This window comes from Pseudomonas thivervalensis (assembly GCF_001269655.1).
Taxonomy (GTDB): Bacteria; Pseudomonadota; Gammaproteobacteria; order Pseudomonadales; family Pseudomonadaceae; genus Aquipseudomonas; species Aquipseudomonas thivervalensis.
The window spans coordinates 110,258-131,213 of sequence record NZ_LHVE01000002.1; the positions used below are offsets into that span (position 1 = coordinate 110,258).

The following is a 20,956-nucleotide window of genomic DNA, read 5'->3' on the forward strand; positions in this document are numbered from 1 at the left end:
ATTCAAGTGACTACAGCGAAGCGCAGGAATTCGATTTTTCTTCGGGGCCCGTCGCGACGCCCTCGCCCTTGTCGGGTTTGGGCCGGGTGACGCGGTCCACCAGATACACCAATCCGTGGTAGTCGATTTCCCCATGGTGCGTCAGACCGATCTCACACGTGCGGCTGGTGGAAATGCCCTCGGTGCAATATTGAACCGCGTCCTTGAGGCTTCGCAGTGAATGGGCGTTGAGTTCGGGGGCGGTGAAGCCCTTGTCGCCGGCAAAACCACAGCAATGGATACCTTCCGGAATCACCACCTGCTTACTGCACTTGCGCGCCAGGTCGATCAGCGCCTGGCTTTCGCCGAGGTGCTGCGTGCTGCACGTGACGTGCACGGCGATGGGCGCCTCCTGGGGAATGAAGTCGAGGCGATCCATCAGATGGGTACGGATGAAACGCACCGGGTCATACAGATCCAGGCGCACCTCGCCAAGGTCCTGGACCAGCCGCAGCGTGCAGGGGCTGGTGTCGCAGTAGATGGGGTCAAGCCCGCCGCGACTGGCGTGCAGCAAGGCGCCGATCAGTTCCTGGCGCTTGTGTTCGGCCTGCTCGGTGTAGCCTTTGGAAGCAAAGGGCTGGCCGCAGCAGAGTTTGTTCACATTGTCGGGAAAGACCACCTGATAACCGGCCTTTTCCAGCAGGGAGCGGGTCTTTTCGTACAGTGACATCTGCTCGTCGTCGCCCGCCGCCGGGCCCATGACCCGCGATACACACGCCGCCAGGTACACCACCCTCGGACGTTCGTCCGGCACGGTGGGGCTGAAGCGTATGGCCTTTTCCGGCTGAGGCATGGCGTTGGTCCACTGCGGCACCTGGCCCTTGGATAGGCGTGTCAACGAGGCCGACAGTTTCGCCAGGCGGGGGGCGCCCAGCAACATGCGCGCACCGTTGGCGACGTGCAGGGCGAAGCGTGCGCCTTGCAGGGTGGTGGCGAAATTTCCTTCAATCCAGTTGGCGGTTTTCGTCTTCGTCGCGTCGCGGCTGCGCAGTTTTTTCACCAGCTCGCCGGTATTGATGCCTACCGGGCACCGTTGTGCACACAGCCCCGTGGCGGCGCAGGTATCGATGCCCTGGTATTGGTAGGCACGTTCCAGTTCGGTGGTGTCGGTGCCGGCGCGTTTCTTGGCTTGAATATCGCGCCAGATCACGATGCGCTGGCGCGGGCTCAAGGTCAGGTCCTTGGAGGGACACACCGGCTCGCAAAACCCGCATTCGATGCACTTGTCCACGATTTCATCAGCGGCCGGCAGCGGTTTCAGGTGCTTGAGGTGGATTTGCGGATCTTCACTGAGCACCACGTCGGGGTTGAGGATGCCGTTGGGGTCGAGCAGGCGTTTGAGCTGCCACATCAATTGGTAGGCATCGCTGCCCCATTCCAGCTCGACGAACGGCGCCATGTTGCGCCCGGTGCCGTGTTCGGCTTTCAGCGAGCCGCCGAATTCCACCGCCACCAATTGCGCCACGTCATCCATGAACGCCTGGTAGCGGGCGACTTCTTCGGCGCTGTTGAAGCCTTGGGTGAAGACGAAGTGCAGATTGCCTTCCAGCGCGTGTCCGAAAAGGATCGCTTCGTCGTAGTGATGTTTGTCGAACAACTCGATCAGGCGATTCACGCCGATGGCCAGTTGCTCCACCGGAAAGGTCACGTCTTCAATGATCACCGTGGTCCCGGTCTTGCGCACCGCGCCCACGGCGGGGAAGGTGTCTTTGCGGATCGCCCAGAGCCGGGCGTTTTCCCGTGGGTCTTCGGTAAAGTCGACCTGTTTTTCCACCGGGAAACCGGCCAGGGAGGCCATGATCCGACCCAACTGCTCTTGCAGTAAAGACGAAGAAGCGGCGCGGGACTCGATCAGCAAGGCGCAGGCATTGATCGACAGGTGCTGTACGAAATCCGGCATGCCCGGTTTGTCCTGCACCGAGCGCAGGCTGCGGCGGTCCAGCAGCTCCACGGCTGAGACGGGTTGGTTTTTCAACACGGTGACGGCGTTGCAGCAGGTTTCCACATCCGGGAAGACGATCAGGGCCGAAGCCTTGTTCGGATGGTCGATGACGGTGTTGTAGGTCACCGCACTGATGAAGCCGAGGGTGCCTTCGGAGCCGACCAACAGGTGGCTCAAGATATCCACAGGCTCGTCGAAATCCACCAGGGCATTGAGCGACAGGCCGGTGGTATTTTTCAGACGGTATTTATGTCGGATTCGCGCAGCCAGTTCGGTGTCAGCACGGGCCTCGCGCCCCAGGGTGGCCAGGCGCTCCAGCAGTTCGCCATGGCTTGTACGAAAAGCCGCCACGCTGCTGTCGTCTTCTGTATCCAGGTGCGTGCCATCGGCCAGGACCAAGCGGATGCCGGCCAGGGTGTGATAGGTGTTCTGCGCGGTGCCGCAGCACATGCCGCTGGCGTTGTTGGCGACAATGCCGCCGATCTTGCAGGCGTTGATCGAGGCCGGGTCAGGGCCGATCTTGCGTCCGAACGGGACCAGCCAGGCGTTGGCCTGGGCGCCGATCACGCCGGGCTGCAAACGGATCTGCTTGCCTTGGTCGCGAATCTCGCGCCCGTTCCAGTTATCTCCAAGTACAATCAGCACCGAGTCGCTGATGGCTTGGCCGGACAGACTGGTGCCGGCGGCGCGGAACGTGACCGGGACCTGGTCACGTTGGGCCAGTTTCAGCAGGGCAATCACTTCATCTTCGGATTCGACGCGTACCACCAGTTTCGGAATCAGCCGATAGAAACTGGCGTCGGTGCCGAAGGCCAGGGTCGACAAGGGATCGTCGAAACGTCGCTGCTTCGGGATCAGTTGTTGGACATCGTGCAGGAAAGGGGCCGGAAGGGTCATTGGTCCTCCAGAATCAAGACCACCAGATCCTTAGGACCATGGGCGCCATAGGCCAGGACTTGTTCGATGTCGGCGGTTTTCGACGGGCCGGATACCAGCAGGGCGTTGGTGGGCATGCCTTGGGCCCACTCGAATTCCTGTTGCACCTCATAGAAATTGTCGCGGATCTCGCTGGCCTTGAGCAGGGCGAAATGCACCGGGGGGACCAGGCTCATCAGCCGCGGTTCTTCCCGTGTCGGCCAGAGAATCAGGCTGCCGGTGGCGGCGATGGCGCCGAGGGTTCCGGTGAGGCTGGCCGGGGTGTCGTTGAACAGCTCGGCTTTCCAGTCTTCTATCGGGCGGTCGTAGGCCTTGAGGGTTGGTAGGTCCGGATGGTTCGCCCAGAACTGTGTGATTTTTTCCCCGTGCGTGGTGGTCGGGGCGATGAGCAGGCTCGGCAGTTGACGGTCGCGCAGCAACTGCGCGAGGAGGGCCGGCCAGCCTTCTTCGGAGGTCAGGTGGATTTCGGTGTGCACCGCTTCCATCAGCTTGCGCAATTGCGCGATACGTTCCTCGGGTGCATAGCGATAGGTTTGCGTCACCAGCTCGACGTCGAAGTTGTCGGCAACCGGCGTGGTGCCCGTCAGGCTTTTACGCAGCTTGGCGAGGATATTGTCCTTGGCGCTCATCGGCGGTCTCCCCGCTGGTTCAGGTGTTCGCGGGCCAGGTCATGCAATGAGCGGGCGGCGGGTTTGGGGGCGCTGTGGTTCTGGGTCCATGGGCCGACATTTTTTGGCGTCAGGGCACGCAGGCGCGTGGCGAGGAAACCGAACAGCCGGTACAGCCGCGGCGAACTGTTGAGCCAGGCCCAGGCATTCCAGATGAACCGTTCCTTGGACGAATATTTGCTGCCCTGGCCGCGCATCACTTGGTTAGGGCTGTCCGGTGCCTTGACGTTTTCTTCCCGTAGCCGCCGCAGCAACGCCGGGATCGGAATCTTCACCGGGCAGACTTCACCGCAGGCGCCGCACAGGGAAGAGGCGCTCGGGTGGTCCGGCACCTTGGCCAGGCCGACCATGTGCGGCGTGATGATTTTTCCGATAGGCCCCGGATAAACCTCGCCGTAGGCATGGCCGCCGATTCGGGTATAGACCGGGCAATGATTCATACAGGCGCCGCAGCGGATGCAGTTCAGGGTCTGGCGCAATTCACTGTCGGCAAACGCCTGGCTGCGACCATTGTCGAGCAGGACCAGATGGACTTCCTGGGGACCGTCCCGTTCATCGGCCTTGCGTGGCCCGGAGATCATGTTGACATAGGTAGTGATGGGTTGGCCGAGGGCCGAACGGGTCAGCAGCGACAGCAGCGGCACGACGTCGCGCAGGTTCTCGACGACTTTTTCGATGCCGGTCACGGCAATGTGCACCGGTGGCACGGTGGTGGACATCCGTCCATTGCCTTCGTTTTCCACCAGGAGCAGCGTGCCGGTTTCGGCGACGGCGAAGTTGACGCCGGAGACGCCTACATCGGCCTCGAAGAATTTCTGTCGCAAGACCCGGCGACCGATCTGAATGAGTTGGTCAACGTCCTTGGTGTATTCCACGCCGAGTTTGTCGTGGAACAAGGACGCGACCTGACCGGCATTCTTGTGGATCGCCGGCATAATGATGTGTGAAGGCTTCTCGTGGTCGAGTTGGACAATGTATTCCCCCATGTCGGACTCAAGACATTCAATGTCCCGAGCCTCGAGGAAATGGTTCATCTCCATCTCTTCGCTGACCATCGATTTGCCCTTGATCACTTGCCGCGCCTCGTGAGCGCGGATGATCGAGAGGACGATGCCATTGGCTTCGTCCACCGTTTCCGCCCAGTGCACGTTCACACCGTTGCGGGTCAGGTTGGTTTCAAGTTGCTCGAGCAGGTCGGGCAGCTTGGATAACGCACGGGCGCGGACAGCATTGCCCAGCACCCGCAGGTGTTCTCTTTCGTGGGCATCGCTGAAGGACGTTGCCCGCTTGGTCATCAGTGAATCCATCGCGCTGCGAAAGTTGTTTCGCAGTTGCGTGTCGTCCAGGGCCTTGTGGGCTCGGGCGCGAAAATCTTCCTGCACCTCAACGGTCGGAATCAGTGTCGGCGTGCTCATGCGACACCTCCGATGCGATGCCGGAGGAAACTCGCCAGATGCTGGCCGCGTAACGCCTCTTGCTGCTTCTCCAGCGCGCCGTTGATGTTCATCAAGCAACCGCAGTCGGCGCTGACGATCTGGTGCGCGCCGGATTCCTTCAGTGCCCGAGTCTTGTCGGCCACCATCGCGCCGGAAATATCCGGCATGCGAACGCTGAACGTCCCACCAAAGCCACAGCATTCGCTTTCGTGGCTGTGTTCGACTCGCTCCACATTACGCAGCTGCGCCAACAACGCACGGCCATGCAGGTGGGTATTCATTTCACGCCGTGCCGAGCAGGACGTATGCAGCGCGACCTTCACCGGCGCACCGCTGTCGTTCAACTGCACCTTGCAGACCAACAGCAGGAACTCGGCCAGTTCATAGGTCCGGGCCGCCAGGGCCTGGACCTGCTTGAGCGTGTCCGGCTCATCCTTGAACAGGTCGGCGTAATGCTCGCGCAACATGCCGGCGCAGGAACCCGAGGGCACCACCACCGGATAATCTTCGGCAAACAAGGCCAGTTGCGCCCGGGCCACGGTCCGCGCCTGCTCGGTGTAACCCGAGGTATAGGCCGGTTGCCCGCAGCAACTTTGCCCTTGGGGGTAGTCCACCCGGATCCCTTCGCGCTCCAGCAGATGAATCGCATCCATGCCGGCTTCGGGATAGAACAGGTCCACCACGCACGTGCCAAACAGATAGACCCGACGGGGTTTCTCGCTGGGGTACTGCCGAGGCTCAGGCAAGGGCGGGGCGACACGGGTCGCGTTCGGTACGGCGTTGTAAAAAAGCTCGCTCATCAGGCGTGTCTCCGGGTGGTCCCGGTTATCCGTCCGCTGAGGCTGCTGAATATAGCCAGGAAATCTTTCAGCAGCCTTGCAGACCCGGTTGTGAATAGCAGACGCCGAATCACGGTTCGGCGTCGGTTTTTCCAGTATTGCGTGTAGGACTTAATGAACCAGCATGCCGGTAAACCAGTAGGCCTGGGCCAACGTGATCAGACCGACAATCGTTGCAAAGAATAGGCTGTGTTTGAGGGTGAAACGGAACAGATCCGATTCCTTGCCCACCAACCCGGTCGCCGCACAGGCCACGGCGATCGATTGTGGCGAGATCATCTTGCCGGTCACGCCGCCGCTGGTGTTGGCCGCGACGAGCAGGGTGTCGTTGACGCCAATCTGGTGTGCGGTGGTGGCTTGCAGCGAGCTGAATAGGGCATTGGACGACGTATCGGAGCCGGTCAGGAACACGCCCAGCCAACCCAGGAACGGCGAGAAGAACGGAAATGCCGCGCCTGTGCCGGCCAGCACCAGGGCCATGGTCGACGACATGCCCGAATAGTTGGTGACGAACGCGAACGCCAGCACCATGCCGATGGACAGGATCGGCCAGCGAAGCTCGAAAAGCGTCTCTTTAAAAGTGGTAAGACCAGTTTTTAGGTTGATCTTCAATACCAGCATCGAGATCAGTGCCGAGAAGAAAATCGCCGTGCCGGTGGCGGAAATCGGGTCAAGCTTGAACACGGCCGGGATGGCGGTGGGGTTGATCACAATGGGCGCGACCTTGATCACCATCTGGTCAAGGTGCGGGATGGCGAAATTGAACACCCAGCCGTACATCGAGCCGCCAGCGGCGAACATGGCCTTGAACGGCTTGAGGGTCCAGATCGTCACCAGCACGGTCAGGATCAGGAACGGCGACCAGGCCTTGATGATTTCCCCCAGGCTGTAGGGCGAAGCCACGGTACTGCGCGGCTGGCCGAAACCGCCGACGCTGGCGGTGACCGTTGCGCTGGAGGTCGCGCCGGCAATCTGGGCGCCGGCGGTGCGCTTGGGCTGCCAGACTTTCAGGAACAAGGTCAGGGAAATCAGGCTGGCCAGGGCGGAGGTGATGTCCGGTAGCTCCGGGCCAATGAAGTTGGAAGTGAAGTACTGGGTGATGGCGAAGCTCAAGCCGGCCACCAGCGCTGCTGGCCAGGTTTCCCGGACGCCGCGCAGGCCATCCATCATGAACACCAGCCAGAACGGCACGAACAGCGACAGCAAGGGCAGTTGGCGACCGGTCATGGCGCCGATCTTGAAGGCGTCGATCCCGGTGACCTGGCCGGCCACGATAATCGGGATGCCCAGCGCGCCGAATGCCACGGGGGCGGTGTTGGCGATCAGGCACAGGCCTGCGGCGTACAGGGGATTGAAGCCCAGGCCGACCAGCAGGGCGGCAGTGATCGCCACCGGTGCACCGAAACCGGCGGCACCTTCCAGGAAGGCGCCGAAGCAAAAGCCAATCAACAACACTTGCAGGCGTTGGTCATCGGTAATCGACAGCACCGAGCTGCGAATCACCTCGAACTGGCCGCTCTTGACGGTCAGTTTGTAGAGAAACACTGCGGCAACGATGATCCAGGCGATGGGCCACAGGCCATAGGCGAAGCCATAACCGGCGGCGGCAAACGCCATGTCGGCGGGCATGTTGAACGCGAAGATCGCCACGGCAATCGCCAGGGCCAAGGTGATGCTGCCGGCCACGTGTCCCTTGAGGCGAAACACCGCCAGGGCCAGGAAGAAAAACACGATGGGAATAACGGCCGCGAGTGCGGACAAGCCGAGGCTGCCGAGCGGGCTGTAGAGCTGTTGCCAGGTTTGCATAATGGGTGGGCCCCTAATTGTTGTTGGTCAGGCACTGGTCAGCGGTTTTGGTTAATTGGTAATACCAATTTACAAGCGCTGTCGGCTAGGGTAAAAGCCTTGGTTGTCGTGTGTCAATTTGCCGCCCTGAAACTTTCGTCGAATAAGCGGTGCAGAGAGCATCTGATCCGTTCGAACAAATGGTTTTTGGTGGGTGTGAGCACGGCCCGGATGGGCCAGAATAGAGAGCCCGGCGAGCTGTCGGGTTCGTGGAGAATTGAGTTATGGGGTTTGATCAGATTCGTCAGCGCCGTCTGTCTGACGATATTGTCGAGCGGCTTGAAGGCATGATCCTTGAGGGCACGCTGAAGTCGGGTGAGCGACTGCCCGCCGAACGGACCCTGGCCGAGCAGTTCGGTGTGTCACGCCCTTCGTTGCGTGAAGCGATCCAGAAGCTGACGGCCAAAGGCTTGTTGATCAGTCGCCAGGGCGGCGGCAACTATGTGGTGGAGTCGCTGGGCTCGACGTTCAGTGATCCGCTGCTGCAGCTTTTGGAAAGCAATCCCGAAGCACAGCGCGATTTGTTGGAGTTCCGTCACACCCTGGAAGCGTCCTGCGCCTATTACGCAGCACTGCGGGCCACGGAAGTGGATCGCGAGCGGCTGACGGCGGCCTTTGATGAGTTGCAGGATTGTTACGCGCGCCACGACGAGGTGAGCCGGGCGGAGGAGGGCGCGGCGGATGCGCGGTTCCATCTGGCCATCGCCGAGGCCAGTCATAACGCGGTCTTGCTGCACACCATTCGCGGCCTGTTCGACCTGCTCAAGCGCAACGTCGTCACCAATATCGGCGGCATGTACAAGCAGCGCAGTGAAACCCGCGACATGCTGATCAGCCAGCATCGGGAATTGTTCCAGGCCATTATGGATGGGCATGCCGAGCAGGCACGGGAAGTTTCCAGCCGACATATCTTGTATGTGCAGGAAGTCTTGGAAGAGGTGCGCCAGGAAGTGCAGCGCGTAGCGCGGGCGGAGCGGCGCAAGGGAATGTAATCGTGCCCGCGAGTCCTGTGGGAGCGAGCTCGCTCGCGATGGCGGTCTGCCTGACCCATCAATGTTGGATGTGTCGTCGTCATCGCGAGCAAGCTCGCTCCCATAGTTGACCTCGGGCTAGTCTTCCTTGCCCTTGTTGCGCACCGCGCGCTGCAGCTCGCGGCCGGCATCGCGTTCGCGCTCGGTATCGCGCTTGTCGTACTCCTTCTTGCCCTTGCCCAGGGCAATTTCGCACTTGATCAAGTGCTTGCTCCAGTACAACGAGGTGCAGACGCAGGTGTAGCCCTTCTGCTGCACGGAGGCGAAGAGTTTTTCCAACTCGCGCTTGTTGAGCAGCAGCTTGCGCGAGCGCACCGGGTCGGCGATCACGTGGGTGCTGGCGGTGGTCAGTGGCGTGATGTGACTGCCCAGCAGCCAGGCCTCGCCGTCCTTGAGCAGCACGTAGCTGTCGACCAGTTGCGCCTTGCCGGCACGCAGACTCTTTACTTCCCAGCCGGCCAGGACCATGCCAGCCTCGAAACGTTGTTCGATGAAGTAATCGTGTCGCGCCTTTTTATTTTGCGCGATGGTCCCTGTGGGGTGTTTCTTCTGTTTAGCCATAGGGGCGGCATTATAGGCAGTTGCGTGCGTGTCGGCTACGGTGAAGCTGCGTGCTTGAGCACGTTGAGTGAATCCCGGACAATGCGGCCTCTTTTTTGAACGCTTGGGCGTGATCACGATGTCGACAGACAAGGTTTCTGTCCACGGCAGTTGGGCTAGCCGCTGGGTCTTCATATTCGCGGCGACCGGTTCTGCTGTGGGGCTGGGTAGTATCTGGAAGTTTCCGTACATGGTCGGCGTCTACGGTGGCGGCGCCTTCGTACTGATGTTCCTGGCATGCATCGCCCTTATCGGCGCGCCAGTCATGCTGGCGGAGACACTGATTGGCCGTCGCGCCCGACAAAGCCCGGCCAACGCCCTGAAGGTGTTGGCTGTGGAGGCCGGACATTCGCCGAAGTGGTCCTGGGGTGCGTTCGCCGGGATGATCACGGCACTGTTGATCCTGTCCTTCTATAGCGTGGTCGGTGGCTGGTCGCTGGACTACATCATCGACATGGGGCGAGGCGATTTCCAAGGCGCGACGCCTGATCAGGTCGGCGCTTACTTCGGCAATGTGATCGCCGACCCTTGGAGGCTCACGCTTTGGCACACGCTTTTCATGGTGCTTTCCGCCGTGGTGATTGCCCGAGGCGTGGTCGCCGGGCTCGAGCGCAGCCTGCGGATCATGATGCCGTTATTGTTCGTGATGATCCTGGTGCTGCTGGGCTACAGCATGACCACCGGGCATTTCATGGAAGGCGTGCATTTCATGTTCGACTTCCAGCCGGAGAAAGTCCTGGACGGCCTGCTGCCAGCCATGGGGCATGCATTTTTCTCCCTGAGCGTCGGGGTCGGTTCGATCATGATCTATGGCGCCTACATGCCCAAGAACGCCTCCCTGACCCGCACCGTTTTCGGCGTCGCCCTGCTGGACACTTTCGTGTCGCTGCTGGCGGGTGTGGCATTGTTTCCGATTGTGTTTGCTGCTGGCCTGAACCCTAGCGAAGGGCCGGGGTTGATGTTTGTCAGCCTGCCCTTTGCCTTCGGCAGCATGGCGTTCGGCCAGGTAATGGGGGTGGTGTTTTTCCTCCTGGTGGCCATCGCAGCCTGGAGTTCGGCCATCTCCCTGCTGGAGCCCATGGTGGCCTACCTGGTCGAGCGGACCCGACTCAGCCGTGCCTGGGTAACCTTCTGGTTGGCGTTCACCTGCTGGTTTGTCGGCCTGGGCACGGTGTTTTCCTTCAATATATGGAAGCAAGCGAAGTTTTTCGTGAACGAAGGCGGGCTGTTTCATCTCTACCAGTGGGGAGCAACCGGAGGGCTGGATTTCTTCGGCGTGATTGATTTCTTCACATCACGGATCATGCTGCCACTGGGTGGTTTGTGTTTCGTGGTGTTTGCAGGATGGGTCATGGGGCGTGAAGCGGTACGTGATGAATTGTCGCTGCGCAGCCCGGTACTCTTTGCCTTGAGCCTGTTCTTGATGCGCTATGTGGCGCCCATCGGCATTCTCGTAGTGTTTGCCGCCCAGCTGTGGAAGTGACGCTTACATGACGACACATATTCAACGCTCGGCCTTGCTGCCCTATCCGGCGCAGGCGCTGTATGACCTGGTCAACGATGTGGCGAGCTACCCGGAGTTCTTGCCGTGGTGCTCGTCCGCCGAGGTGCTGGAAAGCTCTGAAACCCATATGCGCGCCAGTCTCAATATTGCCAAGGGCGGTTTGAGCCAGCGCTTCGTCACGCGTAATACGCTGGTGCCGGGGCAGTCCATCGAGATGAACCTGGAGGAGGGGCCCTTCAATCAGCTCCACGGCGTCTGGGTGTTCAAGCCGCTGGGCGAAAAGGCCTGCAAGATCAGCCTGGACCTGTCGTTCGACTACGCCGGCCCTTTGGTGCGAGCGACGTTGGGGCCACTGTTCAATCAGGCCGCCAATACCCTGGTCGATGCGTTTTGCCAGCGGGCCAAGCAGAATGCAGAGCTCAAGCGTTGATTGAGATAGAAGTGGTGTATGCCTCGGTGGAGCGTCAGGTCTTGCGCGCGTGCGTGGTGCAGGAAGGCACCAGTGTTCGCGCGGCGCTGATGGCCTCGGGGATTGCCGACGCGTTCCCGGAGCTGGACCTGGCGACTTGCCCGGTCGGGATTTTTGGCAAGGTGGTTGCCGATCCGGAGCGTCAGGTGGTGCAGGCGGCCGATCGATTGGAGATTTATCGACCGCTGCTGGCTGATCCGAAGGAGATTCGTCGCCTGCGCGCGGCCAAGGCTGCTCAGGCGCGACAATCAGAGCAATAGCCTGACCTGAGTCGCAAGCAATAAAAAACCCGGCATGCCGGGTTTTTTCATGTCGCAATTTATTGCGGCGAGGTGTCCAGGGGCTCTGGTGTCGGGACCGGTACGGTCTCGACTTTGTCCACGTCCTTCTGGATCTGGTCCAGCAGCGAACCTGGCTTGGCCGGTTTTTCCGGTTTCGGCTGTTCGGCATTCTGGACCGGGTCGGTCACGGTGGTGCCGCTGTCCTTGCCCAGAATGGCCTCGTCACGGCTCACGCCAGGCATGAAATCGCCCGACAGGCTGACAAGTTGGTCGTCAGGGCTGAAGATAACGCTGATGCGTTCCTGTTGGCGCTCACCGCCGCCTGGCTGCAAGCTGTACAGATAATCCCAGCGATCGGCATGGAACGTGTCGGTCAGCAGAGGGTTACCCATGATAAACCGTACTTGCCGGCGGGTCATTCCCGGGCGTAACTGGTCTATCATGTCCTGCGTGACGACATTGCCCTGCTGGATGTCGATTTTGTAAACCCCGGGGAATGAACAACCGGCGAGTGCGAGCAGTCCCACAAAGGTGAAACTGGTTAGCAAGAGCTTGGTGTTTTGCATCGGTGGGCGACTTCCACTATCTTGGCTGGGACAACGTAAACGCCGATCATACCCGCATTAAGAGAAGCTGCGAAGCAGCATCGCGAGAAAGCTGACCATGGTTGAAAATAGCGAACTACGCAAAGCCGGCCTCAAAGTGACCCTGCCACGGGTCAAGATTCTACAAATGCTCGATTCCGCCGAGCAACGCCACATGAGCGCCGAGGATGTCTACAAGGCGCTGATGGAGGCTGGTGAGGACGTCGGTCTGGCCACGGTTTACCGTGTTCTGACCCAGTTCGAGGCAGCTGGCCTTGTGGTGCGACACAACTTCGACGGAGGCCATGCGGTCTTCGAGCTGGACGACGGCAAGCATCACGACCATATGGTCAACGTCGAGACCAGTGAAGTCATCGAATTCTTCGACGAAGAAATCGAGCGGCTGCAGAAAGCAATCGTCGACAAGTATGGCTTCGAGATGGTTGATCACAATCTTGTGCTGTACGTACGCAAGAAAAAGTAAGCATGTCGCGCGGACTTTAGGGTTCGCGAAACGAACGAAGGCGACCCCAGGGTCGCCTTCGTGCTTTCTGCCGTTCTCAAATTTTCGCGGTAACGACCATTTTTTTCGCGTGGGCCAGGGATTCCTTGGTGAGGTCGATCCCACCCAGCATTCGTGCCACTTCTTCCACCCGCTCGTTTTTGTTGAGCTTGGACACGGCGGTGCGAGTGGCATCCTCGCCACGCACCTTGTGCACAAATAAATGCTGGTGTCCCTGGGCGGCGACCTGGGGCAGGTGAGTCACCGTCAGCACCTGGCCGCGCTCGCCCAGTCGGCGCAGCAATTGACCGACAATTTCCGCTGTCGGGCCGCCGATGCCCACGTCCACTTCGTCGAACACCAGCGTCGGTACGCGGGAGGTCTGCGCGGTGATGACCTGTATGGCCAGGCTGATTCGTGACAATTCACCACCGGAGGCGACTTTGGCCAGGCCCTTGAGCGGTTGCCCTGGGTTGGCGCTGACCAGCAATTCCACCTGTTCCAGCCCATTGGGTTGGAGCTCGTCACCGGCGTTGGGGCGCAATTCGATGGTGAAGCGTCCGCCTGGCATGCCCAGGCGCTGGATCTCCTGTTCCACGGCACTGGCCAGCCCTGTCGCGGCCTGGCGCCGCAGCTCGCTGAGCTCCTTGGCCCTCTCCTGGTAATGGCGGGCATAAGAAGCGAGTTCGTCCCCCAGGCGCTCGATGGATTCATCGTTGGCGTTCAAGGTTTCCAGTTCGTCCAACAGTCGCTGTTGGAGTTCGGCTACCTCGGTTGGCTGGATACGGTGCTTGCGCGCCAGCGTATAGATGGTGTCCAGGCGCTCTTCCAGGTATTGCAGGCGTGCCGGGTCGGCATCGAAATGATCGAGGAAGCGGTTCAGTTCCCCAACGGCTTCCTCGACCTGGATCTGCGCGCTCGTCAGCAAGTTGGTCGCTTCGTTCAGGGCGCCCACTGAATTGTTCACGCTGGAGAGTCGGTTCAGGCTCGCTGTCAGTGCATTGAGCACATTGCCCGAATCGCTCTCGCTGCATTGCTCGACCACTTGGCGGCAGATGCCCAGCAGGGTTTCGGCGTTGGTCAGGTTCTTGTGTTCCTGCTCCAGCTCTTCCAGCTCGTTCTCACCCAGGGCCAGGTTTTCCAGCTCTTCGAGCTGGTAGCTCAATAACTGGTGGCGGGCACGCTGTTCGTCGCCGGAGTTGGAGAGGCGATCCAGTTCCTGCCGGGTCTGGCGCCAGCGTTGGGCGGCCAGTTGGACCTGCCGGGCCAGGTCGGTGGCGCCGGCGTACTCATCCAGCAGGCGACGATGGGTATCGGTCTTGAGCAGGGATTGGTGTTCATGCTGGCTGTGGATGTCGATCAGCAGTTCGCCGAGGGCCTTCAGGTCGCCGAGGGGGCAGGGCGTGCCGTTGATGTAGCCTCGCGAGCGGCCTTCGGCGGTGATGACCCGGCGCAGGATGCACAGGCCGTCGGTGTCCAGGTCGCGTTCGGCCAGCCAGGCGCTGGCCTCGGGGATGTCGACCAGGTCGAAGGTCGCCAGGATGTCGGCCTTGTCCGCTCCGGGGCGCACCACACCGCTGTCGGCGCGGTCGCCCAGGGTCAGGCCCAGGGCGTCGAGCATGATCGACTTGCCCGCGCCGGTTTCACCGGTGATCACGCTCATGCCTCGATCGAGTTCGAGGTCGAGATGTTCGACGATGGCGTAGTTGTGTACGGACAGGTGCACCAGCATAAGGCCGCTCCCAGGCTTTAGGTCTGGTTATTTATACAGTGTTTTGTTTCGGCCTGACAATGCCCGTGCTTAGCTCAATTTGCTTGGGAAAATGATTTTCTTAGCGCGGAGAGGAATGATTATGCAGCTGTTTTTTGTAAGGTTAATTCGTCAGATGGCCCTTGAAGCTGGAAAACCCGGCCCCATATACCGGGGCAGAAGCGCGAGTCGAGCTCGCGGACGAAGTTGAAAGGAGAAATCTCTATGGCTGACGAACAGACGCAGGACACGCAAAATCTAGACGCCAATCAGGCTTCCCAGGATTCCGGTGAAGACTTGGCGGCACGTGTACAAGTGCTCGAAGAGCAACTGGCCGGTGCGCAGGATCAGGCGTTGCGTGTAGCAGCCGACCTGCAGAATGTCCGCCGTCGCGCCGAGCAAGATGTGGAAAAGGCTCATAAATTCGCCCTGGAGCGTTTTGCTGGCGACCTGCTGCCGATCATCGACAGCCTGGAGCGCGGCCTGGAGCTGTCCAACCCGGACGACGAGAACATCCGTCCGATGCGTGAAGGCATCGAGCTGACCCTGAAGATGTTCCAGGACACTCTCAAGCGTTATCAGCTTGAAACCCTTGATCCGCATGGCGAGCCCTTCAACGCCGAGCATCACCAGGCCATGGCGATGCAGGAAAGCGCTGATGTCGAGCCAAACAGCGTCCTGAAGGTTTTCCAGAAAGGCTACCTGCTTAACGGCCGCCTGCTGCGTCCGGCCATGGTCGTGGTCAGCAAGGCGCCGGCACCGGTTTCGCCTTCTATCGATGAGCAGGCTTGAAATCGGGCGCAGCGGCCCCATCTATAAGTCAAGCGTTTAAGTGCTACCGCAGTTAGCCACCACTGCTGCGGCAACAAAATCCAAGTTCCGGGAGAGTTAACATGGGCAAGATTATCGGCATCGACCTGGGGACCACCAACTCGTGCGTCTCCGTGCTGGAAAACGGCAAGGCCAAGGTTATTGAAAATGCTGAAGGCGCGCGCACCACGCCGTCGATCATCGCGTACGCCAACGATGGCGAAATTCTGGTTGGCCAGTCGGCCAAGCGTCAGGCAGTGACCAATCCGCATAACACCCTGTACGCGGTGAAGCGTCTGATCGGTCGCAAGTTCGACGAAGAAGTCGTTCAGAAAGACATCAAGATGGTGCCTTACAAGATCGCCAAGGCTGATAACGGCGACGCCTGGGTTGAAGTGAACGGCCAGAAAATGGCACCGCCACAGATCTCGGCTGAAATCCTCAAGAAAATGAAGAAAACCGCCGAAGATTACCTCGGCGAAGCGGTGACTGAAGCGGTCATCACTGTTCCAGCATACTTCAACGACAGCCAGCGCCAGGCGACCAAAGACGCCGGCCGCATCGCGGGCCTGGACGTAAAACGTATCATCAACGAACCGACCGCGGCCGCTCTGGCCTACGGTATGGACAAGGCCAAGGGCGATCACACCGTGATCGTTTACGACCTGGGTGGCGGTACCTTCGACGTCTCCGTGATCGAGATCGCTGAAGTCGACGGCGAGCATCAGTTCGAAGTACTGGCGACCAACGGTGACACGTTCCTCGGTGGTGAAGACTTCGACATCCGCCTGATCGACTACCTCGTCGACGAGTTCAAGAAAGAAAGCGGCATGAACCTCAAGGGTGACCCGCTGGCCATGCAGCGCCTGAAAGAAGCCGCTGAAAAAGCCAAGATCGAACTGTCCTCGAGCCAGTCGACCGACGTGAACCTGCCGTACATCACCGCAGACGCCACCGGTCCTAAGCACCTGAACGTAAAAATCTCCCGCGCCAAGCTCGAAGCGCTGGTGGAAGACCTGGTCCAGCGCACCATCGAACCTTGCCGCATTGCCATGAAAGACGCCGGTATCGACGTTGGCTCGATCAACGACGTGATCCTGGTTGGCGGTCAGACCCGCATGCCGCTGGTTCAGAAGCTGGTCACCGATTTCTTCGGTAAAGAAGCACGTAAAGACGTCAACCCTGACGAAGCTGTTGCCATGGGTGCTGCTATCCAGGGCGCGGTATTGGCTGGTGACGTGAAAGACGTTCTGCTGCTCGACGTCAGCCCGCTGACCCTGGGTATCGAAACCATGGGCGGCGTGATGACCGCGCTGATCGAGAAAAACACCACGATTCCTACCAAGAAGTCCCAGGTGTTCTCGACGGCCGATGACAATCAGGGCGCCGTGACCATCCACGTACTGCAGGGTGAGCGCAAGCAGGCTGCCCAGAACAAATCCCTGGGCAAGTTCGACCTGGCCGAGATTCCGCCAGCGCCGCGTGGCGTGCCACAAATCGAAGTGACCTTCGACATCGACGCCAACGGCATCCTGCACGTCGGCGCGAAAGACAAGGCCACCGGCAAGACCCAGTCGATCGTGATCAAGGCCAACTCCGGCCTGTCCGAGGAAGAAATTCAGCAGATGGTTCGCGACGCTGAAGTCAATGCCGAGGAAGATCGCAAGTTCGAAGAGCTGGCCAGCGCCCGTAACCAAGGCGATGCCCTGGTGCACTCGACCCGCAAGATGATCGCCGATGCTGGCGAGAAAGTGACCGCGGAAGAGAAAACCGCCATCGAAGCGGCCGTGGTTGCCCTGGAAGCCGCCGTGAAAGGCGACGACAAGGCTGCCATTGAGGCGAAAATCGAAGAGCTGTCGAAGGTCTCCGCACCTGTGGCTCAGAAGATGTACGCCGAGCAGGCCCAGCCTGCCGAAGGCGCGGCTGCGCAGGGTGAATCGGCCGAGAAAGCCGACGACGTCGTCGACGCCGAGTTCGAAGAAGTGAAAGACCACAAGTAATCGCTTGTTGGTCGGCCGGTTGACTGCGTTTGTGCGGTGGCTGGTAGGATGTCGCCGCGCGGGAGCTTGCTCCCGCGTTGGCGTGTCTGGAGGCAACGAATTTTTACAGCATGCGACAAAGCTCGGGTGCTGACGGTGTGTTCGGGAATGCTCCTGCTTTCCGGGCGATATGCGCCGAGACCAGGATCGTTGAATCGACGTGAGTTGGGTCCGGGCCTGCATTGGGGCTCAACGAGTTTGGCGAGGCTCAGGAGAGGTTTGCCGAACGTCCTACAAGAGTGCAAAGACTAATGGCAAAGCGTGACTATTACGAAGTATTGGGTGTCGAGCGTGGTTCAAGCGAAGCGGACCTGAAAAAGGCCTACCGTCGCCTGGCGATGAAGCACCACCCGGACCGTAATCCCGACGATAAAGCGTCGGAAGAGATGTTCAAGGAAGCCAACGAGGCTTACGAAGTCCTGTCCGATTCCAGTAAGCGCGCGGCCTACGACCAGTACGGGCATGCCGGCGTCGACCCGAGCATGGGCGGCGGCGGTGCCGGTTTCGGCGGCCAGAACTTCTCCGATATTTTCGGTGATGTATTCAGCGACTTCTTCGGCGGCGGCCGCGGCGGCGCGCGTGGTGGCGCCCAGCGTGGCAGTGACCTGCGCTACACGCTGGAGTTGAACCTGGAAGAAGCGGTGCGCGGTACCACCGTCAATATCCGTGTGCCGACACTGGTCAACTGCAAACCGTGCGATGGCTCGGGTGCCAAGAAAGGCTCCTCGCCCGTGACCTGCCCGACGTGCGGCGGCATTGGCCAGGTTCGCATGCAACAAGGCTTCTTCTCGGTCCAGCAGACCTGCCCGCGTTGCCATGGCCAAGGCAAGATCATTTCCGATCCGTGCGACTCCTGCCACGGCGAAGGGCGTGTCGAAGAGTACAAGACACTGTCGGTCAAGGTGCCGGCCGGTGTTGACACCGGTGACCGCATTCGCCTGTCCGGCGAAGGCGAGGCGGGTGCCCAGGGTGGCCCGACCGGCGATCTGTATGTGGTCATCAACGTGCGCGAACATGCGATTTTCCAGCGCGACGGCAAGCACCTGTTCTGCGAAGTGCCGATCAGCTTTGTCGATGCGGCCTTGGGTGGCGAGCTTGAGATCCCGACCCTCGACGGTCGCGTCAAGCTGAAAATTCCCGAGGGCACGCAGACTGGCAAGCAGTTCCGCATTCGTGGCAAAGGCGTCGCGCCAGTGCGTGGCGGTGGCGCAGGCGATCTGATGTGTCGCGTGGCGGTGGAAACACCGGTCAACCTGGGGCGGCGTCAGCGTGAACTGTTGGAAGAGTTCCGCAACTCCCTGGCGGATGACAACAGCCACTCCCCGAAAACCACCGGTTGGTTCGAAGGCGTGAAGCGCTTCTTCGGCGACCTGTAAGGAGTTCGCATGCGACGTATAGCTGTGATGGGCGCTGCGGGGCGCATGGGCAAGGCGCTGGTCGAGGCGGTGCAGCAGCGCTCGCCGCTCTCCGGCCTGACGGCGGCCATCGTTCGGCCCGACAGTACGCTGGTGGGTGCTGATGCGGGCGAGCTGGCCTCGCTGGGGCGTATCGGCGTGCCGATGTCTGGCGGTCTGGAGAAGGTGCTCGACGAGTTCGATGTGCTGATCGATTTCACCCTGCCGGACGTGATGCTGAAAAACCTCGCGATCTGCCGCAAGCATGGCAAGGCCATGGTGATTGGCACCACGGGGCTGGATGTGGCGCAAAAGCAGCTGCTGGCCGACGCGGGCAACGACATTGCCATCGTGTTTGCGGCGAACTTCAGTGTGGGTGTGAACCTGTCCCTGAAGCTGCTGGACATGGCGGCCCGGGTTCTGGGTGATGACGCAGATATCGAGATCATCGAGGCCCATCACCGGCACAAGATCGACGCGCCTTCGGGAACGGCCTTGCGCATGGGTGAAGTGATTGCCGATGCGCTGGGGCGTGATCTGCAGAAAGTCGCCGTGTATGGGCGCGAAGGGCATACCGGTGCCCGTGAGCGCGACACCATCGGTTTCGCCACGGTGCGCGGTGGCGACGTGGTGGGCGACCATACCGTGCTGTTCGCCACCGAAGGCGAGCGCCTGGAGATCACCCACAAGGCATCCAGCCGGATGACCTTCGCCAAGGGTGCTGTACGTGCCGCGCTGTGGCTGGATGGCCGCGAGCCTGGTTTGTACGATATGCAGGACGTTCTCGACCTGCGTTGATGCCATTAAGAGCGGGGTTCAGGTTATACTGCGCCCCGTTTTACACCGCTTCGCGACGGCCTGTCGCATTCCCCTGCCTTTAAGGCTCATTAGCGGTGGACCAAAAAAGCCTTTTTCTGTAAGCTACAGCTTTAGTGTGTCCACTAAAAGCGCGCAGAATAATTCAGTGAACAAGCGGGGTGACGTGTCCATACGTCACTCCGCTTTTTTACAACCTGCGATCGCCCTTTCAGGCTTTATTTACGGGAGGTCTTCTTGACTAAGCCAGCCATACTCGCCCTTGCTGATGGCAGCATTTTTCGCGGCGAAGCCATTGGAGCCGACGGTCAGACCGTTGGTGAGGTGGTGTTTAACACCGCAATGACCGGCTATCAGGAAATTCTTACCGATCCTTCCTACGCCCAGCAAATCGTTACCCTGACTTACCCGCACATCGGCAACACCGGTACTACGCCGGAAGACGCCGAGTCCGATCGTGTCTGGTCCGCCGGCCTGGTCATCCGTGACTTGCCGCTGGTAGCGAGCAACTGGCGTAACACGATGTCCCTGTCCGACTACCTGAAAGCCAACAACGTCGTGGCGATCGCCGGTATCGACACCCGTCGCCTGACCCGCATCCTTCGGGAAAAAGGCGCGCAGAACGGCTGCATCATGGCCGGTGACAACATTTCCGAAGAAGCCGCCATCGCTGCTGCCCAGGGTTTCCCTGGCCTCAAGGGCATGGACCTGGCGAAAGTCGTCAGCACCCAGAAGCAATACGAATGGCGCTCCACGGTCTGGGACCTGAAGACCGACAGTCACGCGACGATCGAGGCTTCCGAGCTGCCGTATCACGTGGTGGCGTACGACTACGGCGTCAAGCTGAACATCCTGCGCATGCTGGTCGAGCGTGGCTGCCGCGTCACCGTGGTTCCGGCGCAAACCCCGGCCGCCGATGTCCTGGCCCTCAAGCCCGACGGCGTGTTCCTGTCCAACGGCCCGGGTGATCCGGAGCCTTGCGACTACGCGATCCAAGCGATCAAGGACGTGCTGGAAACCGAGATCCCGGTGTTTGGTATCTGCCTCGGTCACCAGTTGCTGGCCCTCGCTTCGGGCGCCAAGACCCTGAAAATGGGTCACGGCCACCACGGTGCCAACCACCCTGTGCAGGACCTGGACACCGGCGTGGTGATGATCACCAGCCAGAACCACGGTTTTGCCGTAGATGAAGCGACCCTGCCGGCCAACGTGCGCGCGATTCACAAATCGCTGTTCGACGGCACGCTGCAAGGCATCGAGCGTACCGACAAGAGCGCGTTCAGCTTCCAGGGCCACCCTGAAGCGAGCCCGGGCCCGAACGATGTGGCGCCGCTGTTCGATCGCTTCATCAACGAGATGGCCAAGCGACGCTGACCGCGTGAAGCCCGAGGGCGGCCCCGAGCGCGGCGGCCCCCTTGGGCGCTTCAAAGATTGTTCGACGGCCTAGCCGACTGACCTGCGGATTTGAGTG

At 60.5% G+C, this 20,956-nt stretch carries 18 protein-coding genes; 10 read left to right on the top strand and 8 right to left on the bottom strand.

All coding sequences use genetic code 11. The annotated features are described in order from the left end of the window. Positions 1 to 10: 10 nt before the first annotated feature. The 5 genes from AD659_RS03185 to AD659_RS03205 all read right to left on the bottom strand — a co-directional run bounded on the left by AD659_RS03185 (position 11) and on the right by AD659_RS03205 (position 7,666). Positions 11 to 2,878 carry an FAD-binding and (Fe-S)-binding domain-containing protein gene (locus AD659_RS03185; RefSeq protein ID WP_053118318.1) on the bottom strand — a complete coding sequence of 956 codons (2,868 nt, stop codon included), beginning with the start codon at positions 2,876 to 2,878 and terminating at the stop codon, positions 11 to 13. Then, positions 2,875 to 3,546, bottom strand: coding sequence for a LutC/YkgG family protein (locus AD659_RS03190; RefSeq protein ID WP_053118319.1), 672 nt, complete (start codon positions 3,544 to 3,546; stop codon positions 2,875 to 2,877). Before AD659_RS03190 ends, AD659_RS03185 begins: the two co-directional genes overlap by 4 nt. After that, positions 3,543 to 5,000 (bottom strand): LutB/LldF family L-lactate oxidation iron-sulfur protein, encoded by a 1,458-nt coding sequence (locus AD659_RS03195; protein ID WP_053118321.1) that lies wholly within the window; start codon positions 4,998 to 5,000, stop codon positions 3,543 to 3,545. Before AD659_RS03195 ends, AD659_RS03190 begins: the two co-directional genes overlap by 4 nt. Next, positions 4,997 to 5,821: a (Fe-S)-binding protein gene (locus AD659_RS03200; protein ID WP_053118324.1), complete on the bottom strand. Its 825-nt coding sequence runs from the start codon at positions 5,819 to 5,821 to the stop codon at positions 4,997 to 4,999. Before AD659_RS03200 ends, AD659_RS03195 begins: the two co-directional genes overlap by 4 nt. A 150-nt stretch (positions 5,822 to 5,971) precedes the next feature. Further along, on the bottom strand, positions 5,972 to 7,666 hold the full coding sequence (locus AD659_RS03205) for a lactate permease LctP family transporter (protein WP_053118326.1): 1,695 nt from the start codon (positions 7,664 to 7,666) through the stop codon (positions 5,972 to 5,974). 263 nt (positions 7,667 to 7,929) lie between these two features. Here AD659_RS03205 and AD659_RS03210 point away from each other — a divergent pair, with 263 nt between their 5' ends. After that, entirely contained in the window at positions 7,930 to 8,697 is a 768-nt protein-coding gene (locus AD659_RS03210) for an FCD domain-containing protein (protein ID WP_053118328.1), read from the top strand. 117 nt (positions 8,698 to 8,814) lie between these two features. Here AD659_RS03210 and smpB read toward each other — a convergent pair whose 3' ends face one another. Further along, entirely contained in the window at positions 8,815 to 9,297 is a 483-nt protein-coding gene (gene smpB / locus AD659_RS03215) for an SsrA-binding protein SmpB (protein ID WP_042730880.1), read from the bottom strand. A gap of 118 nt (positions 9,298 to 9,415) precedes the next feature. Here smpB and AD659_RS03220 point away from each other — a divergent pair, with 118 nt between their 5' ends. From AD659_RS03220 to AD659_RS03230, 3 genes are read left to right on the top strand one after another with little or no spacing between them, the layout of a single operon-like run. Beyond that, positions 9,416 to 10,819, top strand: coding sequence for a sodium-dependent transporter (locus AD659_RS03220; protein ID WP_053118760.1), 1,404 nt, complete (start codon positions 9,416 to 9,418; stop codon positions 10,817 to 10,819). Between the two features lie 7 nt (positions 10,820 to 10,826). Further along, a complete protein-coding gene (locus AD659_RS03225) occupies positions 10,827 to 11,270 on the top strand; it encodes a type II toxin-antitoxin system RatA family toxin (protein ID WP_053118329.1) in 444 nt (147 codons plus the stop codon). After that, the gene (locus AD659_RS03230; protein ID WP_053118330.1) at positions 11,267 to 11,569 is read left to right on the top strand and encodes an RnfH family protein; all 303 of its coding nucleotides are present in this window, start codon (positions 11,267 to 11,269) and stop codon (positions 11,567 to 11,569) included. The genes AD659_RS03225 and AD659_RS03230 overlap by 4 nt, the downstream gene beginning before the upstream one ends. 59 nt (positions 11,570 to 11,628) lie before the next feature. Here the strand turns inward: AD659_RS03230 and AD659_RS03235 are convergent, their stop codons facing one another. Beyond that, on the bottom strand, positions 11,629 to 12,156 hold the full coding sequence (locus AD659_RS03235) for an outer membrane protein assembly factor BamE (RefSeq protein WP_053118331.1): 528 nt from the start codon (positions 12,154 to 12,156) through the stop codon (positions 11,629 to 11,631). Positions 12,157 to 12,253: 97 nt separating this feature from the next. Here AD659_RS03235 and fur point away from each other — a divergent pair, with 97 nt between their 5' ends. Then, positions 12,254 to 12,658, top strand: coding sequence for a ferric iron uptake transcriptional regulator (gene fur / locus AD659_RS03240; protein WP_003197684.1), 405 nt, complete (start codon positions 12,254 to 12,256; stop codon positions 12,656 to 12,658). Positions 12,659 to 12,734: 76 nt separating this feature from the next. Here fur and recN read toward each other — a convergent pair whose 3' ends face one another. Then, positions 12,735 to 14,408, bottom strand: a complete 1,674-nt coding sequence (gene recN, locus AD659_RS03245; RefSeq protein WP_053118332.1) for a DNA repair protein RecN — start codon at positions 14,406 to 14,408, stop codon at positions 12,735 to 12,737. 243 nt (positions 14,409 to 14,651) lie between these two features. Here recN and grpE point away from each other — a divergent pair, with 243 nt between their 5' ends. The 5 genes from grpE to carA all read left to right on the top strand — a co-directional run bounded on the left by grpE (position 14,652) and on the right by carA (position 20,859). Then, complete coding sequence (gene grpE, locus AD659_RS03250) at positions 14,652 to 15,218, top strand: nucleotide exchange factor GrpE (protein WP_053118337.1); 567 nt, start codon at positions 14,652 to 14,654, stop codon at positions 15,216 to 15,218. A gap of 101 nt (positions 15,219 to 15,319) precedes the next feature. Continuing rightward, entirely contained in the window at positions 15,320 to 17,236 is a 1,917-nt protein-coding gene (gene dnaK, locus AD659_RS03255) for a molecular chaperone DnaK (RefSeq protein ID WP_014336568.1), read from the top strand. A gap of 290 nt (positions 17,237 to 17,526) precedes the next feature. Beyond that, on the top strand, positions 17,527 to 18,651 hold the full coding sequence (gene dnaJ, locus AD659_RS03260) for a molecular chaperone DnaJ (RefSeq protein ID WP_053118339.1): 1,125 nt from the start codon (positions 17,527 to 17,529) through the stop codon (positions 18,649 to 18,651). 9 nt (positions 18,652 to 18,660) lie between these two features. Beyond that, on the top strand, positions 18,661 to 19,467 hold the full coding sequence (dapB, locus tag AD659_RS03265) for a 4-hydroxy-tetrahydrodipicolinate reductase (RefSeq protein ID WP_053118341.1): 807 nt from the start codon (positions 18,661 to 18,663) through the stop codon (positions 19,465 to 19,467). Between the two features lie 255 nt (positions 19,468 to 19,722). Next, positions 19,723 to 20,859 carry a glutamine-hydrolyzing carbamoyl-phosphate synthase small subunit gene (gene carA / locus AD659_RS03270; protein ID WP_053118343.1) on the top strand — a complete coding sequence of 379 codons (1,137 nt, stop codon included), beginning with the start codon at positions 19,723 to 19,725 and terminating at the stop codon, positions 20,857 to 20,859. The last annotated feature ends 97 nt before the right edge of the window (positions 20,860 to 20,956 follow it).